Below are 24,064 nucleotides of genomic sequence, written 5' to 3'. Positions count from 1 at the left end.
AATTTCCCAATTACTTAATTTCAATGTGCATACTCTTGCCGTTCTTTCTGGCCTCTTCATTTTTAGGTAGTTTCAATTTAAGCAAGCCATCTTCATAATGTGCCTCAATTTTTTCTTTGCTGACACCTTCCGGAAGATTAAAACTGCGAGAGAAGCTGTTGTAATTATACTCTTGTTTTGTATACTTCCCCTCCTTCTCATCTTTTTCACTTTCTGTTTCTGCACTGATAGTCAGCACATTACCTTCCAGCTCAATTTTAAAATCTTCCTTTTTCATCCCTGGGACAGCCAAAGACAATTTGTAACTGTCTTTAGCTTCACTTACATTTACAGCAGGGATTGTCAAAGCGCTGAAAAAACGGCCATCATGAAGATCGTTAGCCCATTCTCTCCAAGGTTTAAAAAAATCGTCAAAAACTGCAGGCAGTAATGTGTTACGCCTGCTCAAAGCTTGAGTTGCCATAATTACCTCCTTTTTTTAGTTAAATTTTATTCCTGCTAAGCTATTGTTCCTTACTGATAAGAAAAATGATACTGCTCATAGCAGATACTGATTGAGATCATAAATTCCCCGGTGTACATTATTAATGATCAAATTCCAATATCCAAAATGGCTTCCTAATGAATTTAAAATGATGTAAATCATTGATAACATTGACCCACATCATTCATCAACAATATTTATGGAACTAACTTTCATACAATAAATACTTACTTTTCTCAACTAATAAATATGAAAAAGATTATTGCAGTTTTAGACGGTCTTAAATATTCAGCAAGTACAGTTGAATATGCCATATTCATAGCTAAGCAGGAAAAAACGCATCTCGTTGGTGTTTTTTTGGAAGACATGAGCTATCGAAGCTACGCACTCTCTGAATTGGTAGATAAATCAGGAGTATCAGACCAAAGGATAAGAGAGTATATTGAGCATGACAAACAATTACGTTCTAAAAGTGTAAAACAATTTGAGCAAGCTTGCCAGCTCGCAGGCCTTAATTATTCAATACACAAAGATAAAGACACCGCCATGGAAGCTTTACTCCATGAAAGCATCTATGCTGATCTGCTGATCATAAATGCTAATGAAACATTCAGCCATGTTACAGAAAGCAAGCCCTCTCATTTCATGCGCCATCTGATGGCAGATGTATCCTGCCCAATGCTATTGGTTCCCTCAAAATTTCATCATATCAACAAATCAGCGCTCTTATATGATGGGACCCCTTCATCTGTATACGCCATCCGAATGTATGATTACATTCTTCCTGCCTTTAAAAATCTACCCACTGAGGTCATTTCAGTGAAAAGCCTGGCCGCATCCATGCATCTTCCGGATGGAAAACTGATGAAAGAATTTATGAAAAGACATTATCCAGATGCCACCTACACAGTACTGAAAGGTATTCCAAATGAAGAGATCATTACCTATTTAAAGAAAGAAAATCGCAATTCAATTATTGTACTGGGGGCATATCATAGAAGTGGGTTATCAAGATGGATTTACCCCAGCATGGCAGACAACCTGCTAATCGGATTGAAAAGCCCGCTTTTTATTGCACACTCCAAATAGTGGTAAAGAAAATACAGCATCATCCTATTTTATAGTAGTGAAATCGTATTAGTTGCGTCCACCACTACATAATATTTTAAATATTTAATATATACCCACTGCTAAAAGCGCTTACCTCCTAATCCAGCCGGATAGCGTTAAAACTCCCTTTCAACACTTGCGGGTTCATCACCATGATTTCGTCATCAAACAGGGGAATAGTTTCAAAGCCAATGGATTTAAAGTAGGCATGAAGCTTTATAAAAGCCTTGCTATACCCTTGCTCCCGCCCATGATACTTCATCAGGGTGGGTGGTTTGCTGGCAGTGCGGGTAGTGTTTTCGTTTTCAACAGGGGCACATTTAAGCACAAAGAGCGCGGCCCCCTGAATAAAGTTATTATATAAGTCCTTTATAGCCAGTTTTCCGATCTCTTTCCCTCTATAGGCTGGAATTATCTCAATATGGGACAATATTAGTACCGCATCCCCTGATAGGTTATGGCTATAATAGTCTGTTAGAGGTGAAGTCCATATTTCCTGCTCAACATCAAAAATCCAGCTACCAATCTCTCCGGAGGCATCATCTGCCCAAAAGATGCTTCCTCCCTGCCATTCCACCTTCCTGGCCTCTGCCAATAATAGCTTACGGGCTGCTATCTGGCCGATTACTTCCATTTCATTGCCATCTGCATCTACATGAACAATATTTCCTACTATTTTCTGGCTATACCGGTTTTCGTCCATCGTTTCCAGGCTGGAATGAATGGTATAATGTATTTCGATTAAAGGAGGGTTATAGGTATTATGTGTATTTATCATAACAACAAAGCTATTTAAGCAGCAAAGTAAATCCGCCTGCTGATCTGCAACTAATATTAGGAAGATTTTCCCGTGCAAAAAAATGCAGGACCATCACGGACACATGTCGGGGCCTTCCCCTACCGCCACCATTTTCCAATGCCGCTCCTGAAACCTGTTCTGAAATACCGGCTGGAAGATCGGACACTATGATTTTTTCTTTGAGTATAAAAAGTTTATTACTTTTGGCCCCCAAATGAGAGTAGCTATATTTTTTGCATGTTTATGTGTACTACTGCTAAGTGGGCACAGATATGCATTTACAGGTACTCACCCCAATGAATCCAGCTACACGCCTACCATAAATACGGAATACCGGCATGTAATAAAACAGATAAATACGGATCAGGCATATCTGACTGCCGGGCTGAATGACCTGGAAGCATCCATCAAGCACCTCATAAGTGATGATATCGTAGATGAGGATGCTAACAACTATTTTGTCAGAAAATATAAATTGCTGGCAAAATATGCTTTGACGCTTTCCTACGTATTCATGCTAAGCTATCTCTGCAAATGTTTTAAATCTCCGGTCCCGCTCAAAGTACACCTTACTGATATAAACATTACCCAACGGGTTTTAAGGATCTGATCAATACCCCATATTGGTTACCATTTGGTGTGATCATCCACACCTGGCAAATGTGTGTATTCATACTACTACCTCCTGCAATGCAGTACAGGTCTGCCCTTGGTTGCTGATAATCTTGCTGTACTGAGACGTCTATGCCCAACAAGCATCCAATCGCATCATATCTACTCAATATCATGAATAAAATTGTCATGTTCGCAGGCATATTTGGCCTGTTGTATCAAACCAGTTGCCAACCCAAAAAAGAGGTCAGCGAAGAAACCGGTAAGTATACCGTTACCAGTCCGGTAAAAATTGACACCTCATTTACCAACGAATATGTTTCACAGATCCGGTCGGTCAGGAACATTGAGATCAGGATACAGGAAAGAGGATACCTCCAGAACATCTATGTGGATGAGGGGCAGTTTGTAAAAGCCGGCCAGCTCCTGTTCCGGATTATGCCCAAAATATATGAGGCGGAACTGCAAAAAGCGGAAGCGGAAACCAGGGTTGCGGAGATAGAACTTCAGAATACCAAAACACTGGTGGATAAAAATATAGTGTCGAAAAATGAACAGGCGATGGCCCAGGCGAAGCTGGACCAGGCCAAAGCTGAAATGGCACTGGCCAAACTCCATCTTTCCTTTACAGAAATCAGAGCGCCTTTTGATGGTACCATCGACCGTATCCCCTTTAAATTAGGCAGTGTGATCGATGAAGGAGGATTGCTGACCAGCCTGTCAGACAACAGCCAGGTATTTGCTTACTACAATGTATCAGAACAGGAGTACCTGGATTATGCTACCAATGCAAAAGGACGGGGCAGCAGCAAAGTAAGCCTGCTGTTAGCCAATCATCAGCCACTCCCCTACAAAGGCGACGTAGAAACCATTGAAAGTGAATTTAACAATGAAACCGGAAGTATCGCTTTCAGGGCAAAATTTCCTAATCCTGATAAGCTTTTAAAACATGGGGAAACAGGCAAAGTACTGATGACCATTCCGCTTAAAAATGCATTGGTGATCCCACAGAAAGCCACCTACGAAATACAGGATAAAGTGTATGTATTTGTGGTAGACAATAAAAATATTGTAAGGTCCAGGCAACTTGCCATCCGCGGCCAGATGCCTGATCTGTATGTAGTGGAAAGTGGTATATCAGAAACCGATAAGATACTGCTCGATGGGGTGCAGAAGGTAAAAGAAAATGATAAGATCGCCTATGAATACGAACAACCCGGAGCGGTGATATCCCATCTGCGATTAAAAGCGGAATAGTAGTTTAATTCCAAACAGTGTAGTGCCATGCTTAGAAAGTTTATACAACGACCGGTCCTGTCCATCGTAATATCACTCATTATTGTTTTCCTGGGAATCCTGGCCATCACCCAGCTACCGGTTACACAATTCCCCTCCATCTCACCTCCAAAGGTCAATGTGACGGCTGAATATCCCGGCGCAAACGGGGAGCTGATGATCAAATCCGTGATCATTCCCCTGGAAAGGGCCATCAACGGCGTACCAGGACTAAAATATATCGCTGCCGATGCTGGTAATGATGGAGAAGCTGCCTTACAGGTAGTATTTAACCTGGGTACCGATCCCAACCAGGCCTCCTTAAATGTACAGAACCGGGTGGCTTCCGTGGTCAACAAACTACCGCCACTGGTAGTACGGGAAGGGGTAAAGATTACCCGGGAGGAATCCAACATGCTCATGTACATCAACCTGTATAGCAACGACCCGCAAACGGACCAGAAATTCCTGTTCAACTATGCGGATATCAACATCCTGCCGGAGCTGAAAAGAGTAGATGGGGTGGGTTATGCAGATATCCTGGGCAACCGGGAATATGCCATGCGGATCTGGCTCAAACCTGATCGTATGCTAGCCTATAAAATCTCGGCAGATGAGGTCATGAAATCACTGGGCGAACAAAGTCTGGAAGCCTCTCCCGGCAAAACCGGGGAAAGCTCCGGCAAAAGATCCCAGGCATTTGAATACGTGTTGAAATATCCCGGCAGGTTCACCACCAAAGAAGGATATGAGAATGTTATTTTAAGATCCAATCCCAATGGCGAAATACTTCGCCTGAAAGATGTGGCAGAGGTGGAATTCGGCAGCTCGATGTACGATATCTACTCCAACCTGAATGGGAAACCTTCTGCTGCCATCGTCCTGAAACAATCATATGGTAGTAATGCGAGCCAGGTGATAAAGGATGTAAAGGCCAAAATGAAAGAGATTAAAGCCAGCTCCTTTCCAAAAGGAATGGATTATGAAATCAGCTATGATGTTTCAAAATTCCTGGATGCCTCTATTGAAAAAGTAATCCATACCCTGGTAGAAGCCTTCATCCTCGTAGGACTGGTAGTATTCCTTTTCCTGGGCGACTGGCGTTCTACCCTCATCCCTGCCATGGCGGTACCGGTATCCCTTATCGGCACATTTGTGTTCATGCAGTTTTTGGGGATTACGCTTAACCTCATCACCCTGTTTGCACTTGTGCTGGCGATTGGTGTAGTAGTAGACGATGCCATCGTGGTGATCGAAGCCGTACACGCCAAAATGGAAACGCTGCATCTTTCACCGCTCAAAGCCACCAAAAAGGCGATGCACGAGATCAGCGGGGCCATTATTGCTATCACCTTCTTAATGGCAGCAGTATTTATCCCGGTAGCTTTTATGTCTGGTCCTGTAGGCATTTTTTACAGGCAATTTTCCATTACAATGGCAACGGCCATTATTCTTTCAGGGGTAGTAGCCCTAACGCTTACGCCGGCACTCTGCGCCATGATATTGAAGAATACACATGGGAAACCCAGAAAGAAAAACGTACTGGATAAGTTCCTGGATGGCTTTAACAATACCTTCAACCGTACTTCAGGCAAATATCTCCAGCTGCTGAAGATCATCGTAAACAGAAGGATAGTCACTTTTGCTGTACTGCTCCTTTTCTGCGCAGGTACCTGGTTCCTGAATAGTACGGTTCCATCAGGATTTATCCCTAATGAAGATCAGGGTATGTTCTATGCCATTATCCAGACACCGCCGGGATCATCCCTGGAAAGAACTAATCAGATTGCCGAGCAGCTGCAAAAAATTGCAGAAGGCATTGAAGGGGTGCAATCCGTTTCCTCGCTGGCAGGCTACGAGATCCTTACAGAAGGTACAGGTGCTAATTCCGGTACCTGCCTGATTAATCTCAAAAGTTGGGAAGACCGCAAACACGGGGTACAGGAAATTATCAAAGAACTGGAAGAAAAGGCCAAAGACATTACCGGTGCCACTATTGAATTTTTCCAGCCTCCTGCGGTGCCGGGTTACGGGGCTGCCGGTGGGTTTGAACTGCGCCTGCTGGATAAAGCCGGATCAGGCGACTACAAAAAAATGGAAACGGTGAGCAGGGAGTTTGTAAAAGAGCTGAGCAAACGGCCGGAACTATCCTCCGTATTCAGCTTTTACAGTGCCAGCTTCCCGCAATATATGCTGCGGGTGGATAATGACATCGCGCAGCAAAAAGGAGTAAGCATTGACAATGCCATGAACACCCTTTCCACACTGATAGGCAGTAACTACGAAATCAGTTTTATCAAATATGACCGTCAGTATAAAGTGATCGTGCAGGCATCACCGGAGTACAGGGCATTACCTGAAGACATTCTGAAACTATATGTAAAAAATGACCGGGATGAGATGGTGCCTTTCTCTGCATTCATGAAAATGGATAAGGTGTATGGCCTGTCAGAGATCACCCGGCATAACATGTACAATGCATCCGAAATAAGCGGCGCAGCGGCACCCGGATATAGTAGTGGCGAAGCTATCAATGTCATCCGGGAAGTGGCAGCCAGAAGTTTACCTCGGGGATTTGGAATTGACTGGGCCGGGATATCCAAAGATGAAGTGGCCCAGGGCAACCAGGCCATCTATATCTTCCTGATCTGTCTGGGTTTTGTATACCTGATCCTGGCAGCTCAATATGAAAGTTTTATACTGCCGCTGGCTGTTATCCTTTCTCTGCCACCCGGCATCTTCGGCGCCTTCTTCCTGCTGAAAATGTTAGGATTGGAAAACAACATCTATGCACAGGTAGCCATGGTAATGCTGATTGGTTTGCTGGGAAAAAATGCTGTATTGATCGTAGAATTTGCTGTACAGAAACACCGGTCAGGCCTATCCGTAATAAAAGCTGCCATGGAAGGATCTAAGGTAAGGTTCCGTCCCATTCTGATGACGTCCTTTGCCTTTATTGCGGGATTGATCCCATTGGTGGTGGCATCTGGCCCTGGTGCATTGGGCAACAGAACCATCGGCACGGCTGCTGCCGGAGGTATGCTTTTCGGTACAGTTTTCGGGGTGTTGATTATCCCCGGACTGTATTACATATTTGGCAGCATTGCGGAAAAACACCGGCTTGTTAAAGGTGAAGAAGAGAATCCATTAACCGAAGAAATTGATCACAATGTATAAACCAAGTATACGAGGCGGTATTGGCCTGTTGGGCATTTGTTTGGCCATAGCTAGTTGCCGGGTACCGGCCATGATGCCTCTGACCGAAAACAAACAGCTACCGGCATCTTACAATGACAACCTGGATACTACCAACGTATCCACCATACAGTGGCGCGACTTCTTTACAGACAAACTGCTGATAAATCTGGTGGATACTGCTTTAAAAAACAACCAGGAATTACTGCTCACTTTACAGGAAGTTGAAATTGCAAAGTCTGATATCCGTTTCGCACAGGGCGCCTTACTACCCAAAGTGGGTGTAAGGGCTGGTATTGGCGTTGAAAAGGTAGGAAGATATACCAGTCAGGGTGCGGGAGATGCCTCAACGGAAATTACCCCCGGCAAGGAAGTGCCCGACCCATTAATGGATTATACCATCAGCGTTAATGCCAATTGGGAAGCCGACATCTGGAAAAAACTACGGAATGCTAAAAAGGCGGCCATTACCAGATACCTATCTACAATAGAAGGCAAAAACTTTGTACTCTCCAATCTGATCGCCGAAGTAGCGAATGCTTATTACGAATTACTGGCACTGGATAATCAGCTGGCCATCGTAAAACAAACCATTGAGCTGCAAAAGAATGCACTCGCTATCGTAACTGTTCAAAAAGAGGCCACCAGGGTAACTGAACTGGCTGTACAGAAATTCGAGGCAGAAGTGCTGAAATCCCAAAGCCTGGAGTTTGACATCCTTCAAAACATAAAGGAAACAGAAAGTAAGATTAACTTCCTGCTGGGCCGTTATCCGCAAACCATCAACCGGGATAAGGGAAATCTACTTAGTACACTCCCTCCGGTAGTCAGTGCGGGTATTCCTTCACAATTATTGGCCAACCGCCCGGATATTAAAAAAGCAGAACTGGAATTAACCGCCGCCAAACTGGATGTGAAAGTTGCCCGTGCAGAATTTTATCCTTCTTTTGGTATTTCAGCTGGTGTGGGATTACAGGCATTCAAACCCTCCTATCTGGTAAAATTTCCGGAATCACTGCTGTACTCGCTGGCAGGTGATCTTGCAGGACCGCTGATTAACCGTAATGCTATCAGGGCCGAATTCAATAAGGCTAATGCCCGGCAATTACAAGCCATGTACAACTATGAACGGACCATTTTAAATGCCTGCCTGGAAGTGTCTAATGAACTTTCTAACATCAGCAATCTGGAAAAGAGCTATAACCTGAAATCAAAACAAGTGGATGCACTCACCAGGTCAATCGGTATTTCAAACGACCTGTTCAAATCTGCCAGGGCGGACTACCTGGAAGTACTGATGACACAACGGGATGCATTGGAATCCCAATTGGAACTGATAGCCACAAAAAAACAGCAGCTGAATGCGGTAATCAATATTTACAGGGAACTGGGCGGGGGCTGGAAGTAAACAATCAGTATCAAAGAGGCTGTATGCTTATTCGGATAACTCCTGATGGAGACTGGCAGTTGTTGAAACAACACGTACTGCATTCGTTTATTTGTATACAGCCTCTTTGATTATACAACATTCCTGTATGTGCTATTGGAAAACTGTGCCCGGTTATTTGATAATACTTTACATTGCATATAAATCAGCTCCGCTTATGAAGCAAAAAATCACAGATACAACAGCCATCTACAAAGGTATTTTTGATATGGTACGCTGCATCCCGAAGGGGCGCGTAACCAGCTATGGCGCTATCGCAAAAGCAATGGGACTGAAATCAGGAGCAAGGATGGTAGGACGTGCCATGGGCTTTGTTCGTGGTGAAAAACCGCCAGTGCCCGTACAACGGGTAGTGAACAGCTCCGGGCACCTGAGCGGTGATGATGGCACCCGTCAGAAAAAACTGGAAGCCGAAGGTGTACAGGTAAAAAATGGCCGCGTAGTAGCATTTAATCAGCTTTTCTGGAACCCACTGGATGAAATAGAATTTTAATCCCATTGAAAAATGAAGACGTTTACATATAATTAACAAAACTTAATAAAATAAATCCTTTCTTCGCGCCGTATTAAAATCATACTAATTTCATTATTAAACTTATAGTTACAACCTGCAGCATCTAAACCATAATTAATACAACCTGAATCATGAAAAATGACCCGACCTTGCCCAAAGAAGAAAACATTCATGGAAGGGCTTTTAAAAAGGATATCCATGCATAAATTCATGGTTGACGCCTGATTATTTATTAGGATCATACCCTCTGAATATTTGGATTTGACAATCTACCCCCTTAAACCAACGTTATGATTAAAGTAACTCGCATGTTTTACATGCCCTACACTTACTACTTCCATGATGTAAGACCAGTTATCAATTTAGTTGTTTATGAAATGAACTCTGGCACTTAACTGCTGATCTTACAGCCAGCCATTCTGTAAAACACATAGAAATATTGCCATACTTTCTCTATACTTAAAACACAGAGAAGGGGGAGTACTATTGGTTATAAGCTCCCTGCCCAAACCCATTTTTTAATCTTAAGCCCCAAATTCTAATAAAGGTTATGCATAACAATATTCTTCAGCCATTTGAATCCATACATTACTCCGAAAGATACTTTCAGCTCTTCAAGGAAGGAGACGAAAGAGGTTTAAATTACATTTACAACCTGCTAATCAATCCGGTATTACGCTTTGCCAGCAAAATAATTCAAGATGAATTTGAAATTAAAACTATTGTTCAGGATGCATTTCTAATAACCTGGCTCCATCGTAGCACAATAAAAAACTTCATGCATATTAAGGCTTATATCTATAATAGAGTCCGATGGGATTGTTATAGCTACTTAAAAGGAAGTATAAACAAAACAAGGCGATGGATGATATCATTAGAACACTATCAGGAAAATGGCCTTTCTCTCGCAGTACATGATCCCGAAAAAGAAATAGCACATCAAGAACAAATATTAGCAGAACAAGAACAAATTCAACTTATCGAGCAAGCGATACCCTATTTACCTGAAAACAAAAAAACATTGATAGAACTACGTAGACGTGGCTTCAGTTATAAAAAGATTGCCAGAGATGCAGGACTATCCTACCAAAATATCATCCACAGAGAAAAGGCAATCATCAAAGAATTAAAATCAATAACTATCAGGTTGGAAAAGGTGGCTACTGCCTCCAAAAAAAAGCCGGAAATATCAATAACAGACTATGAAATATACCTGAGCCCCCTGCAAACACAGATATTAAAACTTCATTATGAAAACTACTTAAGTATCAACCAAATAAGCATTGAATTGCATCTAACCCAGTTTCAAATTATAGAACAGCACTTTAAAGCAATGCAAAAAATAAAAAGATTAAAAAGGGGTAGAAAAAGAAAGCACTTCAAGTGATATCAACCATTAGCATTTATACCTGCTGTATAATCAAACTCCACAACAGATATACTGCCATGCATAAAATAGCAACCAAATATTTTTAATCTAACACTTGTCACATGCAAAAATCACTTGTAGAAAACGGAATACACGACCTATTTAAAAACATCGTAATAAGCAACAAATTAAGGTCTATACGCTCAATTTTTCGGCTAAATAATGATGAAACACATTCTTTAAACTATGCACCATCTTATCAACGAAATTACATCTGGAGTGATGTAAAATCCACCTATCTCATTGAAACAATCTTGTTACATGGGGAAATACCTCCAATTGTAATCTATATATTAGGGCAAAACTGGGAAGTAATAGATGGCAGACAAAGATGCCAAACAATCGAGCGATATATCCAGGGTGAGTTCTCCTTAAAACCACATGGATTGGATAAGTTATGGCATCTGGCAGGAAAAAAATTCTCTCAGCTTGAAGAAAAATTACAAGACCGCATACGCAATACTAATCTCCGGTTAATAACTATTACAACTTCAGGTGATTCAAATATTAATCCTCATACAGAGGAGCTAATGAAGCGGGAAATTTTTAAAAGATATAATTTAGGAATAATACCTCTAAAAACAGAAGAAGTATTTAAAGCCATCTATCTGCAGGATGATATAAACATATACTTTAAAAAACAATTTGAAAAGAATAAACAGTTATACCATCAGTTAAAGGACCTGTTTGACCACAAAAGCAAGAACCTGGAAACGATAATGCAATATATCCGGCAAATCTTAGTATTGCACAATATCCCCATAAACAAGTTTATCCATGGGCGGGAAGACATCGTAAATATGTACTATGATTTTCTCTCCTACAATGTAGTCAATAAAGGCAAGCTGGAGCACGTCCAGTTGATTTTTAATGATTTTATAGAAAAGTTTCATTTCCTGTTGGAAATTAAAGCTCAATTAAATAAGAATGGTATTTCCTCAACAGGGATCATCTATGAATGCTTATATTGGGCATTGTCTGTATGCGAAAAAGAAAAAATAGTGTTTGCAAGCCTCAACAATAACACCTTTAAAACCAGACTGATTAACCATCTTACCAAACAAGCTCACAATTATCCTATTGAGCGACATAATCATGCATCACAAATAATAAAAAGATATAGCCTGATTTCTTCTTTTTTTACTTCCCAATTAAACCTGTCTTTTTTACGCTACCTTAAAAGTGATGAAGAGTTCTTAGTGGAACACACTCAAAGGATGAATAACTACATGAAAGAACGTTTCACATCCGGACGTGAACAAGAATATTTTTCAAAGCCGCTATCGACTTCAAATTCTATCAACGACATTCTTGACAGGATGAAAAGAGGAAAATTTAATTTAAGACCACCTTATCAACGTAATGAGGTAATGGATATCAGAAAAGCCTCCGCGCTAATAGAAAGCATGCTCTTGGGACTCAAAATTAACCCTCTTTACATTTATTTGAGAAAAAATGGAGTTGCCGAAGTAATTGATGGCCAGCAACGGTTACTAGCTATTATCGGGTTTCTGGGAGAACAATATTTAAACGAGAATGGCGAAATAGTCATGTCTAAAAAGAATAAGTTTAAACTCCACTTAACTCAGGGATATCTAACACATCTGGGTGGAAAAGCCTTCAATCAACTTTCAAATGAGGAACAAGCCACTTTAAAAAATTATGATTTAGATATTATAGAAATTAAAGAGGAAAACAACATTCATTTTAAACCAGAAGAACTATTTAAGCGTCTTAACTATAAGTCAATGCCTATAAAACCGGATACCTTTGAATTTTGGAATGCTTATGTCGATAGTGAAATTATTAATGCTATAAAGGGTATTTGTGAAAGGCATAGTTGGCTTTACTTAAGAAAAGACGATAAAAGGATGTTTAATCAGGAGCTTGTTACCCGTTTATGTTATCTGCACTTTATGACAAAAGCAACTCCAAACATGGAAAATATCAGGGAAATCTTAGATATACAAAAACGTAAACCTACAATAACACTTTTGCTTAAGAAGAAAACATATCTTACGCATATATTGGAAAATCCAATATTTAAGGCCGACTTTTTACTAGCACTTAATGACTTTGAATTGGGCTTCATTGAAAAAGTCAAGTTATTAATTGTAAGCTCCCAGGGCAAAAAAACAGAATTTTTTAGCCCCAGACGGTTGGATGCGCTTCTTCATACCAGCAGTATTAGGCTGGCTATGAGTTTTTATCTGCTATGGGCTATACTGAAAGGAATCCCTATTGAATCTATAAGAGAATCTCAATCTGCTATACTGCGTAGAATCAATAAAGTATTTTCCATACTGCGAACAGCTGATTCTGTAGAAAGGTTTGAAAAAGCAATTAGTGAGGCCTGGATCTTTCCAGTAGCTGTAAGCAAGCCGGAGTGATTAACTATCATACACAACAACATACAATCATTTCACTTTTCCCTTAAAATTGGCAGAGAAAGGTTCAACAACAGGCAAACCATACCTTAGGGAGACAACAAGCCTGTAACGGGCTGATATTCCATAGCCAGTGTCTTATTCCTTTTCAGGAATGCTTTTGCAGCAGTCAGCTCCGGCCGGTCTGCTTCCGGTGTATCTGATACATCAAGCAGTTGCTGGTAATACCTGCCTGCCTTTGCCAGGTTGTTGGACTTTTCTGCGGCCAGCCCTGCATTATATAATGCATTGAACCGGTTGGGATGATCCTGCAGATTTATTTCATAGGCTTCGAGCGCATCACCAGGAGCATTCATCGCCATCAGTAAATCTCCAAGCAATTCTCTGGCCGGTACTACTTCACCGGGAGTAACCGGCGGCTTAGGCGTGGTCTCTTCCAATGTTGCAGCCTCCTTCATCAGTTGTAAGGCTGCTGAGCTTTTCCCTTCCCTGAAAGCAATCCAGGCAGCCGACGCTTTTAACTGAATCTGTACCTGATTTGCCTTATAAGCATCCTGCTTTTGTACAAGCATATCATGTAACTGGTTCAGCGTTTTAAATTCAGCATATGCCGTATCCATCTGATTGAGGTGAACAGCCCCAAGTAGTTTAGTAAAATGGATGATCGCTTTTTCCCAGGGATATTTTTCCCATACTATACCAGAGATAACCTGCGGCTGCAATGCCATGGCTTCCATCCACAACCTGTTCTCCAATACATAACGTGCAGGAATAGCAGCAAAGGAGTAGATCACTTTAGGTGTAACCGGATATATTTCCCGGATGGTTTTAAGATAATCACATTGTTCTTTGGCATCCTTATTATCCGCTTTTTGCAGATAAGAATAAACCAGGTAGTCCAGGCAGTGCAGCTCTTCATCCCAGTGCCCTTTAATACCCGCACTTGCTGCATAACATCTTGCGGCATCTGCTGCTACCATATTGGAATGTATACTTTCATCCCAAAGCCCCAGGCGTATAAAAATATGAGAAGGCATATGTTGCGCATGTGCTGAAGAGGGTGCAACAGCAGCATATTTCCTGGCAGCCGGCAATGCCATAGCAGCCAGACTGGGATAATCATAGCTGTGAATGATGTAATGGATCACCCCGGGATGAAAAGACTGATCGCCTCCCAGCAAAGTCAGGATCTGACCCGCCTTCCGCTGTTTTGCATAGGTTTTGTCTGCCGGATCAGCGGCGCCATCCAGTGCCAGGGCATAAAATGCCGCAGCATCTTTATCATCAGGATAGGCCTTATAAAGCTGTGCCATTGCCTTTTCAAAGTTGACGCAACGGGCAGGATGGCTGGTCTGCTGCGGATCTTTATAAAATTCCGCAATGGCAGCTATATAAGCAGCTTCTCTTTTGGTTTTGCCGGTGATAGATTGTGCGATAGCCACCGCTTTACTGCCTTTCTCAAATTCTTCTTTACTGGGTGGCGACCACAACGGGTGAAAGTTGCTCATCGCAACACCCCAGTAAGCCATCGCACAGGTAGGCTCCTTATTGATGACAGCTGCAAAGGCTTTTTCGGCTTCGTCATATTCAAAGGAATGCAGCAAAGCCAGCGCCAGATCAAATTCTTTTCTGACCTTTTCGGAACAGGATGTTTCAAATGAAACAGCACCTAATTCTTTATCAGCTGGGCCACACAGAATGGTTTTACCCTGTTTAAGATTCATCGCGCTGATCACAGCTTCCTCAGGCGCCTTATTGCTGCCGGCACATCCCATAAAGACTAAAAGAAACAGGCAGCACCAACCCCGGAATAATATACATAACGTTTTCATGCCCTGATATTTAAAGCGTTACAGAAAATCAGTCCTTTTTAATTTAATACTTACCCTGCTCTCTGCAAGGCACGGATTATTAACTGGCAGGGTTTGCTTTATAACTGGCAGATTACTATCTTGTAAATGACAAATCCATGATTTCCACGTGTGCTTGCCTATTTTACCCAGATAATTTAACAACCTCCTTTATGTCAATCTCTACCCATGTTTATCGGAAACTTTTTATAGTCATGTTTTGTAGCTGTAGCGTAATGACTGGTTTTGCCCAGCCTCCTGTTAACTACGACGAAGCGAAAGTGGGGGTATATCAGTTACCACCGTTATTAATTACTAACAGTAAAACAAAGGTCCGGTCGTCATCAGACTGGGATCATACCCGCAGAAAAGAAGTATTACAACTGTTTAAGGAAAATATGTATGGGCAATTCCCCGGGCCTGATGCAGAGATGCACGTAGTAATGCAGAAAATCGATAGTAGCGCGATTGACGGACTGGCTATTTCCAAACAGGTCCGCATCTATTTATCGAAAGGAGAAAATGGTCCCTACATTGACCTCTTATTGTATATCCCAGCCAATACCACACAGCCGGTTCCCGTATTCACCAGTTTGAATTTTCAAGGAAACCATAACATCAGCATGGATGAAAATATCCTCATCTCACAACACTATCTTGACTTCCTGAAGTTTAAAAAAGCAGACGCCTCCCCCACCAGAGGTGTGCAGGAAAGACGCTGGCCAGTTAAAGCCCTCATTGAGCATGGTTATGGATTAGCTACGGCGTATTACGGAGATCTGGAACAGGATCATGCAGATGGATGGGAAACCGGTATCAGGACCAGTCTGGCACACCAACTTCACATAAAGCCGGCAGACTGGTCTGCCATTGGTGCCTGGGCATGGGGATTAAGCCGTATTTTGGACTACCTGCAAACCGACAAGAATGTAGCTGCCACAAAAGTGATCGTTATGGGACATTCCCGCCTGGGCAAAACAGCTCTATGGGCAGGTGCAAATGATCCCCGCTTCGCAGCCGTCATCTCCAATAACTCTGGTGAAGGTGGTGCCGCATTAACCCGCAGAAACTATGGCGAAACCTTAAGTATCATCACTAAAGCATTTCCCCATTGGTTTATTTCAAAATATCAAAGCTACCAGGATGATGTAAATACACTTCCGATGGATCAGCATATGTTACTGGCGTTGGCCGCACCACGCCCCTTATATGTAGCCAGTGCCACCAATGATAAATGGGCCGATCCTTATGGAGAATTCCTAGGCGCTAAAAATGCAGAACAGGTATACGCACTTTTTAATAAAAAAGGACTGGGTACCGATCAGATGCCAGCTCCCGATATGCCTGTTGGAAACACCATCCGGTATCACATTCGTACCGGCGACCACGATGTATTATTATTTGACTGGATGCAATACATCAAATTTGGGGATGAGCTGGTGAAGTAAGCTAAGAAAAAATAACTCAAAAGTGCCCTGACCAGCGACTTAATATACGACTGTAATTACCCCTTGCTGTTGTACTGGGTTTCCCATGACATCAACGGCCTTTAATTGCCACACGTAGCTACCCGCAAGTATCCTTTTTCCGCCCCAGGAGCCATTCCAACCGCTTGTAAGATCCCTCGTAAAAAATACTTTGTTACCCCAACGATCAAAGACCTCAAAAAGATCCAATGCAGCAATGCCATATGCCTTGATGCGAAAGTAGTCGTTTATACCATCTCCATTGGGAGAAAAGGCGGTAGGTACATAAATTCGAATCCCATCTACTACCTCCACCCTAACGGAGGATTTATCACTGACGCAGGTACCTTGTTTATATTCCAAAAGGAAAGTAGTTGTACTTACAAGCCCCGGCACTTTAAATATTCCATTAGTACTACTTTCTATATGAATCCCTGAACTGTTATAAAGAGCATACATTCCCTGCAGAGGGTCATTGACCTTTATTTCAGCAGTCATTCCCTTCACAATAGTTACATCATTAGCCCTGGGTGAAATAAGGCTAACATCTGAATTGGTGATCACAAAAGGGCTGCTGGCTACTTCACAACCGTTGTTATCCCGTACTTTCAGGATATAATCACCTGCATGAAGCCCTTTCAAATCCAGTGTAGTACCTGTTAATTGACTATTGCTGAACCACTGGTAAGTAAATGGCATTACCCCTGATACAGTAATACCACCAATAGCACCCAGATTGAGATTACATTGGTCATGCTCAATTATGCCCTGTGTGGTATTGATACCAGGCAAAGGCGGGTCTTTCAGCGTTACAGTAGTCACGAGTTGTTCACAATTTGCTGCATCTGTAATCAGTAATTGATAGGCACCTGCTGCTACATTTTTCAGCTCTTTTCCGGTGCTTATTACTTCCCCATCCAATGTCATCCATTTCCAGCTTATGGGTGTTCCTCCGGTTATCACCACATCTTTCAACTGCCCATTAGTGCCATTGCATAAGGGATGTTGGATAGTAGCAGACACCATCGTCATTTTCGAGGGGATAGCCTGCACAATCTCGAAATTTTCGGTGGCTGTACAACCGCTGGTATTAGTAACTATTAAAGTATATTGCCCAGGAGCAGCATGGGCAAGCATTGCCGTGTTGCTGACCTCCGTTCCCGTTTCATCAACCCAGTTAATGGTTTCACCATTACTGATCTTTAACCCCGTAACACTTCCGGTATTACTGCCACAGTCTGAAACATTGACCAAAGCTTTACTTTTATCAATGGCAATAAGACCCGGTGACTTGATATAAAAACTATCCGACTCCGCACTACCACAGGAAGTTGCATCTGAAAACTTCAAAACATAACTACCAGCAGGTACCTTTGAAAGCCCCACCTCATTACCTACAATATCACCACTACTATTTACCCAGGAATAAGTAAGCTCACCTGATCCGGTTACCCGTAAACCACTGATACTACCTGTTGGTTTATTACAGATAGCATCCTTTAGTATTACTTTGGCAACATCCAGCGTAGGTCCACGCCCATTTTTCACTTCAAATGGACCTGCCGATGTCTTACAATCGCGAATAACATCAGTAATAGTAATGGTATATTTTCCGGGACCTATATCGGTAAGGGAACGTGTGGTCCCCACTTCTATGCCAGCCGCATTACGCCAGGAAAACTGCAGATTATCTCCTTCATAATACAACCCATCGATACTGCCATTCTTATTACCGCAGGTGGCATGGCGGATATCCATGTTGTCTGTATTAATAACAGGGTTATGCTCTTCAATAGTAAAATAATAGGTTTTATAAGCACATTCGGGCAGGTTACAACCAGCACCAAACATGACCATCCGATACTTTCCCGCAGGAACATTCTTAAGACAAGTATCTCTGCTAACGATATTTCCAGCCTGATCTTCCCAGTAAAAGGGAACCGCACCGGATATCACCATAGTCGGTATCCCCCCAAGGCTTTTGCCACAAGCTGTATGTTCAATCACATCCATCCCTTTATAAGTCCACTGTGGGCTCGTATAATCAGACGTAGCTCCCTGTTCATCCGTAGCAGAAAATACAGCTCCCTCCTTGCCATTCAAAGCATAACTCCATTTACCCTCTCCATCAGCCATAATAGTTTCAATATAATTTCTCCCATCACATCTTTTACCATTGCCGCAGCGATAAGGTGTAAAAACCTCTATTTTAGCATTTGGTACTGTAATGCCGCTAATTGTATTGGCATCGCAGAATTTTATTTCAATAAAAGGACGGGGACGACCAACTTCGGTTTCCCAATCATAACCCAATGATATTGTTACATTATCAGTGAGTAGGTAAGTATTGTTACAGAACATTTCGTTTTGGGAAATGGTGACAAAATAGGATTGACTCACAGTAATGGCCACATATGTGCACCCTGCCACAATATTCTTGTTGGCTATAGAACCACCAATCATACTTGGACCACAGTTATTAATATGAATCCCTGCCTGCCGTTCACCAAGTAACTGTTTGCCAGTAATATCGGTACCTATTTTATTACGCAATATCTCTACTCCTTTTTGGAAATCAGACACCACTATAGCTGTTTGTGAGTTACCGGCAATGAGATTATCTGTAATGATAGCCTTTTCGGACGCCTCCTGCTCCTTACAGATTATTTGTAAGGTGGGTAATGGCTGGGCAATATAATGCTGTATCCCTGTCCCGTAGATATCAGCACCAAAAATATTGCCTATGACTGTTACTCTTCCACCATAACAGTAGACATCACTGCCATATGAATAAGAAGTAATCGTATTCTCTTCTCCGGGTAAGCTGCCTCCCAACTTTATATTTTGTATAGCGGGTAATAGGATAGCCCGGTACGTTCCTCCCGATTTATTTGTTGATATCCCGTCTTCCTCCCATCCGATAATATTTCCCTGGATGCTGATGTTCGTTATCAGCTCCGGGAAATTCGCATCCTGATGAATACCATATGTATAGCCATTCATTACATTGCCTTTACCTGGTGCGCCAATAATAATATCAGTACAGCTGCCTGTGATCAGAATGGCAGCACCATAATAGGCTGTCATAGGTTTTCTAATAAGCAGTCCATAAATTTCTACCTTGTTGGCTCCTGCTATCTTCAATCCATAATAATCAACTTCCAGGTAGCCTGTCTGCCGGAGCAGGAATACTTTTGCTCCACTTGCGCCCAAGGTACTCCCGGGCTGTGAAGAGCCGTCCAGCACAATATTACTGGTCAATTCTGGCAGATTAGTGTTCAGTTTAATAGTAATATCCCCGGTAAGATTAAATTTAATATAATCCCTTTCCGTTGTTCCATTGGCTGCCGCCAGGCCAATGGCCTCCCGGAGGGTACCTGGACCACTATCAGCATTGGAAGTCACAATAAATACCGCTCCATGACTCCATAAGGGGATCATGATCAGATATAAAATGATATAAAAGAGACGTACCGGAAAAAATTTCATATAAGTATAGCGGATGAACGTCGTTCAACGGGGCAAAAATACACATAAGGAAATGTATTTTAACTATTTCGCAAACTTCTTTGAACCAGCTACACAGAGAATCACGCCAACGGTTATACACAGCATTCCTATGCTTACCTGTTCATGCAGTAAAGTAGCTGCCAGCGCCAGGCCAAAAAATGGTTGCAGCAATTGCAGCTGTCCTACAGCTGCAATGCCTCCCTGGGCTAATCCACGATACCAGAATATAAAACCTACCAGCATACTGAATATGGAAACATAAGCCAGACCAATCCAGGCTGGGACGGTAATGCCTGTATATGTTAATGGGAAAAGATACCAGGTGATGGGTAACATAAAAGGCAATGACAACACCAACGCCCAGGAGATCACCTGCCATCCTCCTAGCGTTTTGGAAAGTTTTGCACCTTCTGCATAACCGAGTCCACACAAAATCACTGCCAGCAACATCAGGATATCACCGGCAGGTGATGCGGATAGCCCCTGCGCAACGGCATAACCTATCACCAGCATACTTCCTGTAACCGAGCATACCCAAAAGGCCGGCCGGGGACGCTCACCTCCCCGGATTACACCAAATATGGCTGTGGTAAGTGGCAGCATACCAAGAAATACAATAGAATGCGCAGCAGTTACATACTGCAATGCCAGCGCTGATAATAGCGGGAAACCCACCACAACACCTATTGATACAATGGCCAATGGAAAAATATCTTTCTTTGCAGGCCGCCTTTCTTTAAGCATAAGTAACACGCAAAGGGCAAGCAGCCCGGCAATAGTGGCCCGTGCCACCGTTAAAAATACAGGGTTAAAATCCAGCACAGCCACCCTGGTTGCCGGCAATGAACCACTGAATATCAGTACACCGATGAATCCGTTCATCCAACCACTGCTGGCTGTTGACTTGTCAGAAATTAAATGATTGTTCCCCATACTATTGTGATTGCTTAATTCTTTATGCAAAGCTACCCCCGCAACCACAATAAGCACAGTCCCAGTTTTGTATATTTTAATGGACACAGTTATCTTTGTAGCATGCGTAAGGAATTTCTCTATAATGAAGTAGCAAACGGAATAGCCAGGCAGATCGCTGCAGGTGTTTTACAGCCGGGCGACAAACTACCTTCTGTAAGAAGGTTATGTGAAGAACACAGCATTAGCATGAACACTGCCAAAAGAGTATTCCTGGAACTGGAAGCGCAATCGCTGATCGACTCCAAACCACAATCAGGGTATTTCGTAAGCAAGCTGCCTTACCAGAAACTGCCGCTTCCGGAAATAAGCCGGCCATCATCAATAGCGAATGATAACGAACCCAACGAATTGATTCGTAAAGTTTATTCCAATATGGGAAATGATGCGCTCACCCTATTTTCTATTAGTGCCCCATCGGGGCAACTGCTGCCATTACCAAAGCTAAAAAAGGATCTCGTACAGGCAACGCGGGAACTTAAGGAAGGCGGTACAGCGTATGAACCCTTGCAGGGAAATTTAAAATTGAGAAGAATAGTGGCGATCCGTTCCTTAACCTGGGGTGGTAACCTGCATGAAAATGATCTGATTACTACCAATGGTGCCATCAACGCAGTATCCCTTTGTTTGATGGCATTGGGAAAACCAGGAGACACTATTGCAATGGAAAGTCCTTGTTTTCCGGGCTTACTGCAACTGGCCATAAGCCTGGGATTTAAAGTACTGGAGCTCCCTACTCACCCTGTTACCGGCCTGGAAATAGCGGCATTAAAAAAAGCCATTCCCAAGATTAATCTTTGCCTGCTAATTCCTAATTTCAACACACCATTAGGCAGTTGTATGCCTGATGAAAACAAAAAAGAAATCGTTGCCCTTTTGGCAAAGCATCATATTCCACTGATTGAGGATGATATATATGGCGATCTCTACTTTGGTACACAACGGCCAAAATGTTGCAAATCTTTTGACGAGGAAGGGAATGTACTATGGTGTAGTTCTGTATCAAAAACCCTGGCGCCAGGCTATCGGGTTGGCTGGGTAGCTCCGGGTAAACATAAAGAAAAATTGCTGAAGCTGAAACTGGTGCATGCAATATCCTCTGCTGCTGTTATCCAGGAAGCAGTGGCCAATTTCCTGAAGAGTGGTAAGTACGATAATCACTTACGCCAGCTTCGCAGGATATTACACGATAATTACCTGCAATATGTGCATGCCATTGCCCGATATTTTCCGGAGGGCACCAAAACTAGCAGGCCTCAGGGTGGGCTTGCGCTTTGGGTAGAACTGAATAAAGGCGTGGATACTTCGGCATTATATGATCTGGCTATTAAAAAACAAATCAGTATTGCGCCCGGGCGAATGTTCACCTTACAGGATCAGTTTGAAAATTGTATGAGGCTCTGTATCGGCTTACCCTGGTCGGATGAGTTAAAATTTAAATTAAAACAACTTGGGCAACTTGCCAGAATGATCTGACAGCTTAACCAGGAAATATTAATCAGCAGCCTTTATAGACAAAGCATGATGGAATATATTCAACGGATCCCATTTGCTTTTAACCTGCTGCAACCTGGGATAATTCTCTTTGTAATACAATGTATACCACGGCACACCAGATTTGTTCCATTCCGGATCAGCTACATCTGTATCGGGATGATTAATCATGCAGCCATCGGTTTGTGCATTGGGCACCGGCACACCGCCGGTATCTTCAAAAAGTGACATATAAAAAGAACGGACCCATTCCAGCGTAGCTGCTTCTCCCTGAGGATCCCCCCACCCGGCATTACAGGCTACATCAAGAATAGCATCCCGCTGGGCAGAGGCCGTGGCTTCAGGCGGTACCGTATTCACCTTTCCTCCATAAGTGGCCATTCCTAATCCTCCGCCCACATTTATAGCCATAGTAAGGTATTTATGGGCCGTAGCGATCTGTTTTTCAGTACACGCCTTACGGAAAAACGCATCCTTCACTTTAGCCTGCGCATTATCAAAACCAGGTTGAAATAACTCCGGAAAAGGATTCAAGGCAAAGCGCAGCCAGGGTGTTTCCTCTATCTGCTTCGTATAAGGCAGCCCTATAGGAGCTGCAATAGCGGCCAGGTGTTCATCGATCAGCTGTACGGCCTTTTTCCCGGCAGTAGAAAGCCCTTTCATTTCCAACTTGCCAAGATTACGGTGATTAAGAAAGAGCAGGCTGAAAAGTTGTGTATATGCCGAATCAGGCCCGCTATGCTGCTGCGCCCACTCCCCAAAATTTCGCATAAGACTGGAAAAAGAGGTTTCATCAAAGTCTTTCCAATCCCATGATACCCGGAAAGTAGTAATCGATACCGGAGCTTTGGGTAATGTCTCTGCCGGAACAGCTCCTGTAACGTTAGGCGACCGGAGCCAATAACGGGTAACGATACCAAAATTGCCGCCGCCCCCACCGGTATGTGCCCACCAAAGATCACGGTTAGGATCTGTTGCTTCACGGGTGGCAATCACACTATGCGCCTTACCGGCTGCATCAACTGCCACCAGCTCTATGCCATAAAGATAATCAGCAGCCAACCCATATTCCCGGCAAAGGAAACCGAAAGCACCTCCCAATACATGCCCTCCCATACCAATGCCAGGATGTTCTCCGGCGGGAAGCACCACGCCCCAGCCGAGGAACAGCCTCCGGTACATTTCACCTACCGTAGCACCTGCTTCTACCATAAAAGCGAATCTTTCACTATCATAACTGATGCCGGTCATCAGCGACATATCTATAATTACCTGTACAGCGGGATCTGTAACAAATCCTTCCAGGCAATGGCCACCACTACGTACTACCAACCGCAGCTTACTGCTTACGGCCTCTTGCACCGCTACTATCACTTCCTCCGTAGTCTGCGGCAACCGGATATATTCCGGCTTTCCTGTAAAACGTTTATTAAACCGCTTTCCTGCAAGATCTGCATAACGGGGGTCATCAGCAATAATCTTTTCCATAAACTGAATTTATAATGGTTATCTCCTGATCA

At 42.9% G+C, this 24,064-nt stretch carries 16 protein-coding genes; 10 read left to right on the top strand and 6 right to left on the bottom strand.

Features of this window, described 5'->3' with window-relative positions; genetic code table 11:
* Positions 1–10: 10 nt before the first annotated feature.
* Entirely contained in the window at positions 11–463 is a 453-nt protein-coding gene (locus ABR189_RS05155) for an Hsp20/alpha crystallin family protein (RefSeq protein WP_354659381.1), read from the bottom strand.
* Between the two features lie 270 nt (positions 464–733).
* On the opposite strand from ABR189_RS05155, the gene ABR189_RS05150 reads away from it, so the two are divergent.
* A complete protein-coding gene (locus ABR189_RS05150) occupies positions 734–1,573 on the top strand; it encodes a universal stress protein (RefSeq protein ID WP_354659380.1) in 840 nt (279 codons plus the stop codon).
* Positions 1,574–1,691: 118 nt separating this feature from the next.
* Here ABR189_RS05150 and ABR189_RS05145 read toward each other — a convergent pair whose 3' ends face one another.
* Positions 1,692–2,372, bottom strand: a complete 681-nt coding sequence (locus tag ABR189_RS05145) for a hypothetical protein (protein ID WP_354659379.1) — start codon at positions 2,370–2,372, stop codon at positions 1,692–1,694.
* Between the two features lie 235 nt (positions 2,373–2,607).
* On the opposite strand from ABR189_RS05145, the gene ABR189_RS05140 reads away from it, so the two are divergent.
* From ABR189_RS05140 to ABR189_RS05110, 7 genes are all read left to right on the top strand, one after another.
* Positions 2,608–3,003, top strand: coding sequence for a hypothetical protein (locus ABR189_RS05140; protein WP_354659378.1), 396 nt, complete (start codon positions 2,608–2,610; stop codon positions 3,001–3,003).
* A 176-nt stretch (positions 3,004–3,179) separates the two neighbouring features.
* Positions 3,180–4,262: an efflux RND transporter periplasmic adaptor subunit gene (locus ABR189_RS05135; RefSeq protein ID WP_354659377.1), complete on the top strand. Its 1,083-nt coding sequence runs from the start codon at positions 3,180–3,182 to the stop codon at positions 4,260–4,262.
* A gap of 27 nt (positions 4,263–4,289) precedes the next feature.
* Positions 4,290–7,457 carry an efflux RND transporter permease subunit gene (locus ABR189_RS05130; RefSeq protein ID WP_354659376.1) on the top strand — a complete coding sequence of 1,056 codons (3,168 nt, stop codon included), beginning with the start codon at positions 4,290–4,292 and terminating at the stop codon, positions 7,455–7,457.
* Positions 7,450–8,883: a TolC family protein gene (locus ABR189_RS05125; RefSeq protein ID WP_354659375.1), complete on the top strand. Its 1,434-nt coding sequence runs from the start codon at positions 7,450–7,452 to the stop codon at positions 8,881–8,883. Before ABR189_RS05130 ends, ABR189_RS05125 begins: the two co-directional genes overlap by 8 nt.
* A 196-nt stretch (positions 8,884–9,079) precedes the next feature.
* Positions 9,080–9,415 carry an MGMT family protein gene (locus tag ABR189_RS05120; RefSeq protein WP_354659374.1) on the top strand — a complete coding sequence of 112 codons (336 nt, stop codon included), beginning with the start codon at positions 9,080–9,082 and terminating at the stop codon, positions 9,413–9,415.
* Between the two features lie 571 nt (positions 9,416–9,986).
* A complete protein-coding gene (locus ABR189_RS05115) occupies positions 9,987–10,823 on the top strand; it encodes an RNA polymerase sigma factor (protein WP_354659373.1) in 837 nt (278 codons plus the stop codon).
* Positions 10,824–10,927: 104 nt separating this feature from the next.
* On the top strand, positions 10,928–13,255 hold the full coding sequence (locus ABR189_RS05110; RefSeq protein WP_354659372.1) for a DUF262 domain-containing protein: 2,328 nt from the start codon (positions 10,928–10,930) through the stop codon (positions 13,253–13,255).
* Between the two features lie 86 nt (positions 13,256–13,341).
* Here ABR189_RS05110 and ABR189_RS05105 read toward each other — a convergent pair whose 3' ends face one another.
* The gene (locus tag ABR189_RS05105; protein WP_354659371.1) at positions 13,342–15,084 is read right to left on the bottom strand and encodes a tetratricopeptide repeat protein; all 1,743 of its coding nucleotides are present in this window, start codon (positions 15,082–15,084) and stop codon (positions 13,342–13,344) included.
* A 233-nt stretch (positions 15,085–15,317) separates the two neighbouring features.
* Between ABR189_RS05105 and ABR189_RS05100 the strand changes: the two genes are divergently transcribed.
* Entirely contained in the window at positions 15,318–16,550 is a 1,233-nt protein-coding gene (locus ABR189_RS05100; RefSeq protein ID WP_354659370.1) for an alpha/beta hydrolase family protein, read from the top strand.
* A 39-nt stretch (positions 16,551–16,589) separates the two neighbouring features.
* Here the strand turns inward: ABR189_RS05100 and ABR189_RS05095 are convergent, their stop codons facing one another.
* Positions 16,590–20,057, bottom strand: a complete 3,468-nt coding sequence (locus tag ABR189_RS05095) for a T9SS type B sorting domain-containing protein (RefSeq protein ID WP_354659369.1) — start codon at positions 20,055–20,057, stop codon at positions 16,590–16,592.
* 63 nt (positions 20,058–20,120) lie between these two features.
* The gene (locus ABR189_RS05090; RefSeq protein WP_354659368.1) at positions 20,121–21,011 is read right to left on the bottom strand and encodes a DMT family transporter; all 891 of its coding nucleotides are present in this window, start codon (positions 21,009–21,011) and stop codon (positions 20,121–20,123) included.
* A gap of 102 nt (positions 21,012–21,113) precedes the next feature.
* On the opposite strand from ABR189_RS05090, the gene ABR189_RS05085 reads away from it, so the two are divergent.
* On the top strand, positions 21,114–22,526 hold the full coding sequence (locus tag ABR189_RS05085; protein ID WP_354659367.1) for an aminotransferase-like domain-containing protein: 1,413 nt from the start codon (positions 21,114–21,116) through the stop codon (positions 22,524–22,526).
* An 18-nt stretch (positions 22,527–22,544) separates the two neighbouring features.
* Here ABR189_RS05085 and ABR189_RS05080 read toward each other — a convergent pair whose 3' ends face one another.
* Positions 22,545–24,032 carry an FAD-binding oxidoreductase gene (locus tag ABR189_RS05080; protein ID WP_354659366.1) on the bottom strand — a complete coding sequence of 496 codons (1,488 nt, stop codon included), beginning with the start codon at positions 24,030–24,032 and terminating at the stop codon, positions 22,545–22,547.
* Positions 24,033–24,064 lie beyond the last annotated feature (32 nt).

The organism is Chitinophaga sp. H8 (assembly GCF_040567655.1).
Lineage (GTDB): Bacteria > Bacteroidota > Bacteroidia > Chitinophagales > Chitinophagaceae > Chitinophaga > Chitinophaga defluvii.
Note: the sequence above shows the minus strand (reverse complement) of the source record. Positions and strands in the feature narration are given on the sequence as shown.

What these genes read in the sequence shown, in the direction of transcription:
- ABR189_RS05095 (WP_354659369.1), bottom strand. Translation starts at nt 20,057, where the DNA reads ATGAAATTTTTTCCGGTACGTCTCTTTTATATCATTTTATATCTGATC.
- ABR189_RS05155 (WP_354659381.1), bottom strand. Translation starts at nt 463, where the DNA reads ATGGCAACTCAAGCTTTGAGCAGGCGTAACACATTACTGCCTGCAGTT.
- ABR189_RS05100 (WP_354659370.1), top strand. Translation starts at nt 15,318, where the DNA reads ATGTTTTGTAGCTGTAGCGTAATGACTGGTTTTGCCCAGCCTCCTGTT.
- ABR189_RS05110 (WP_354659372.1), top strand. Translation starts at nt 10,928, where the DNA reads ATGCAAAAATCACTTGTAGAAAACGGAATACACGACCTATTTAAAAAC.
- ABR189_RS05125 (WP_354659375.1), top strand. Translation starts at nt 7,450, where the DNA reads ATGTATAAACCAAGTATACGAGGCGGTATTGGCCTGTTGGGCATTTGT.
- ABR189_RS05085 (WP_354659367.1), top strand. Translation starts at nt 21,114, where the DNA reads ATGCGTAAGGAATTTCTCTATAATGAAGTAGCAAACGGAATAGCCAGG.
- ABR189_RS05120 (WP_354659374.1), top strand. Translation starts at nt 9,080, where the DNA reads ATGAAGCAAAAAATCACAGATACAACAGCCATCTACAAAGGTATTTTT.
- ABR189_RS05150 (WP_354659380.1), top strand. Translation starts at nt 734, where the DNA reads ATGAAAAAGATTATTGCAGTTTTAGACGGTCTTAAATATTCAGCAAGT.
- ABR189_RS05080 (WP_354659366.1), bottom strand. Translation starts at nt 24,032, where the DNA reads ATGGAAAAGATTATTGCTGATGACCCCCGTTATGCAGATCTTGCAGGA.
- ABR189_RS05130 (WP_354659376.1), top strand. Translation starts at nt 4,290, where the DNA reads ATGCTTAGAAAGTTTATACAACGACCGGTCCTGTCCATCGTAATATCA.
- ABR189_RS05090 (WP_354659368.1), bottom strand. Translation starts at nt 21,011, where the DNA reads ATGGGGAACAATCATTTAATTTCTGACAAGTCAACAGCCAGCAGTGGT.
- ABR189_RS05145 (WP_354659379.1), bottom strand. Translation starts at nt 2,372, where the DNA reads ATGATAAATACACATAATACCTATAACCCTCCTTTAATCGAAATACAT.
- ABR189_RS05140 (WP_354659378.1), top strand. Translation starts at nt 2,608, where the DNA reads ATGAGAGTAGCTATATTTTTTGCATGTTTATGTGTACTACTGCTAAGT.
- ABR189_RS05115 (WP_354659373.1), top strand. Translation starts at nt 9,987, where the DNA reads ATGCATAACAATATTCTTCAGCCATTTGAATCCATACATTACTCCGAA.
- ABR189_RS05135 (WP_354659377.1), top strand. Translation starts at nt 3,180, where the DNA reads ATGAATAAAATTGTCATGTTCGCAGGCATATTTGGCCTGTTGTATCAA.
- ABR189_RS05105 (WP_354659371.1), bottom strand. Translation starts at nt 15,084, where the DNA reads ATGAAAACGTTATGTATATTATTCCGGGGTTGGTGCTGCCTGTTTCTT.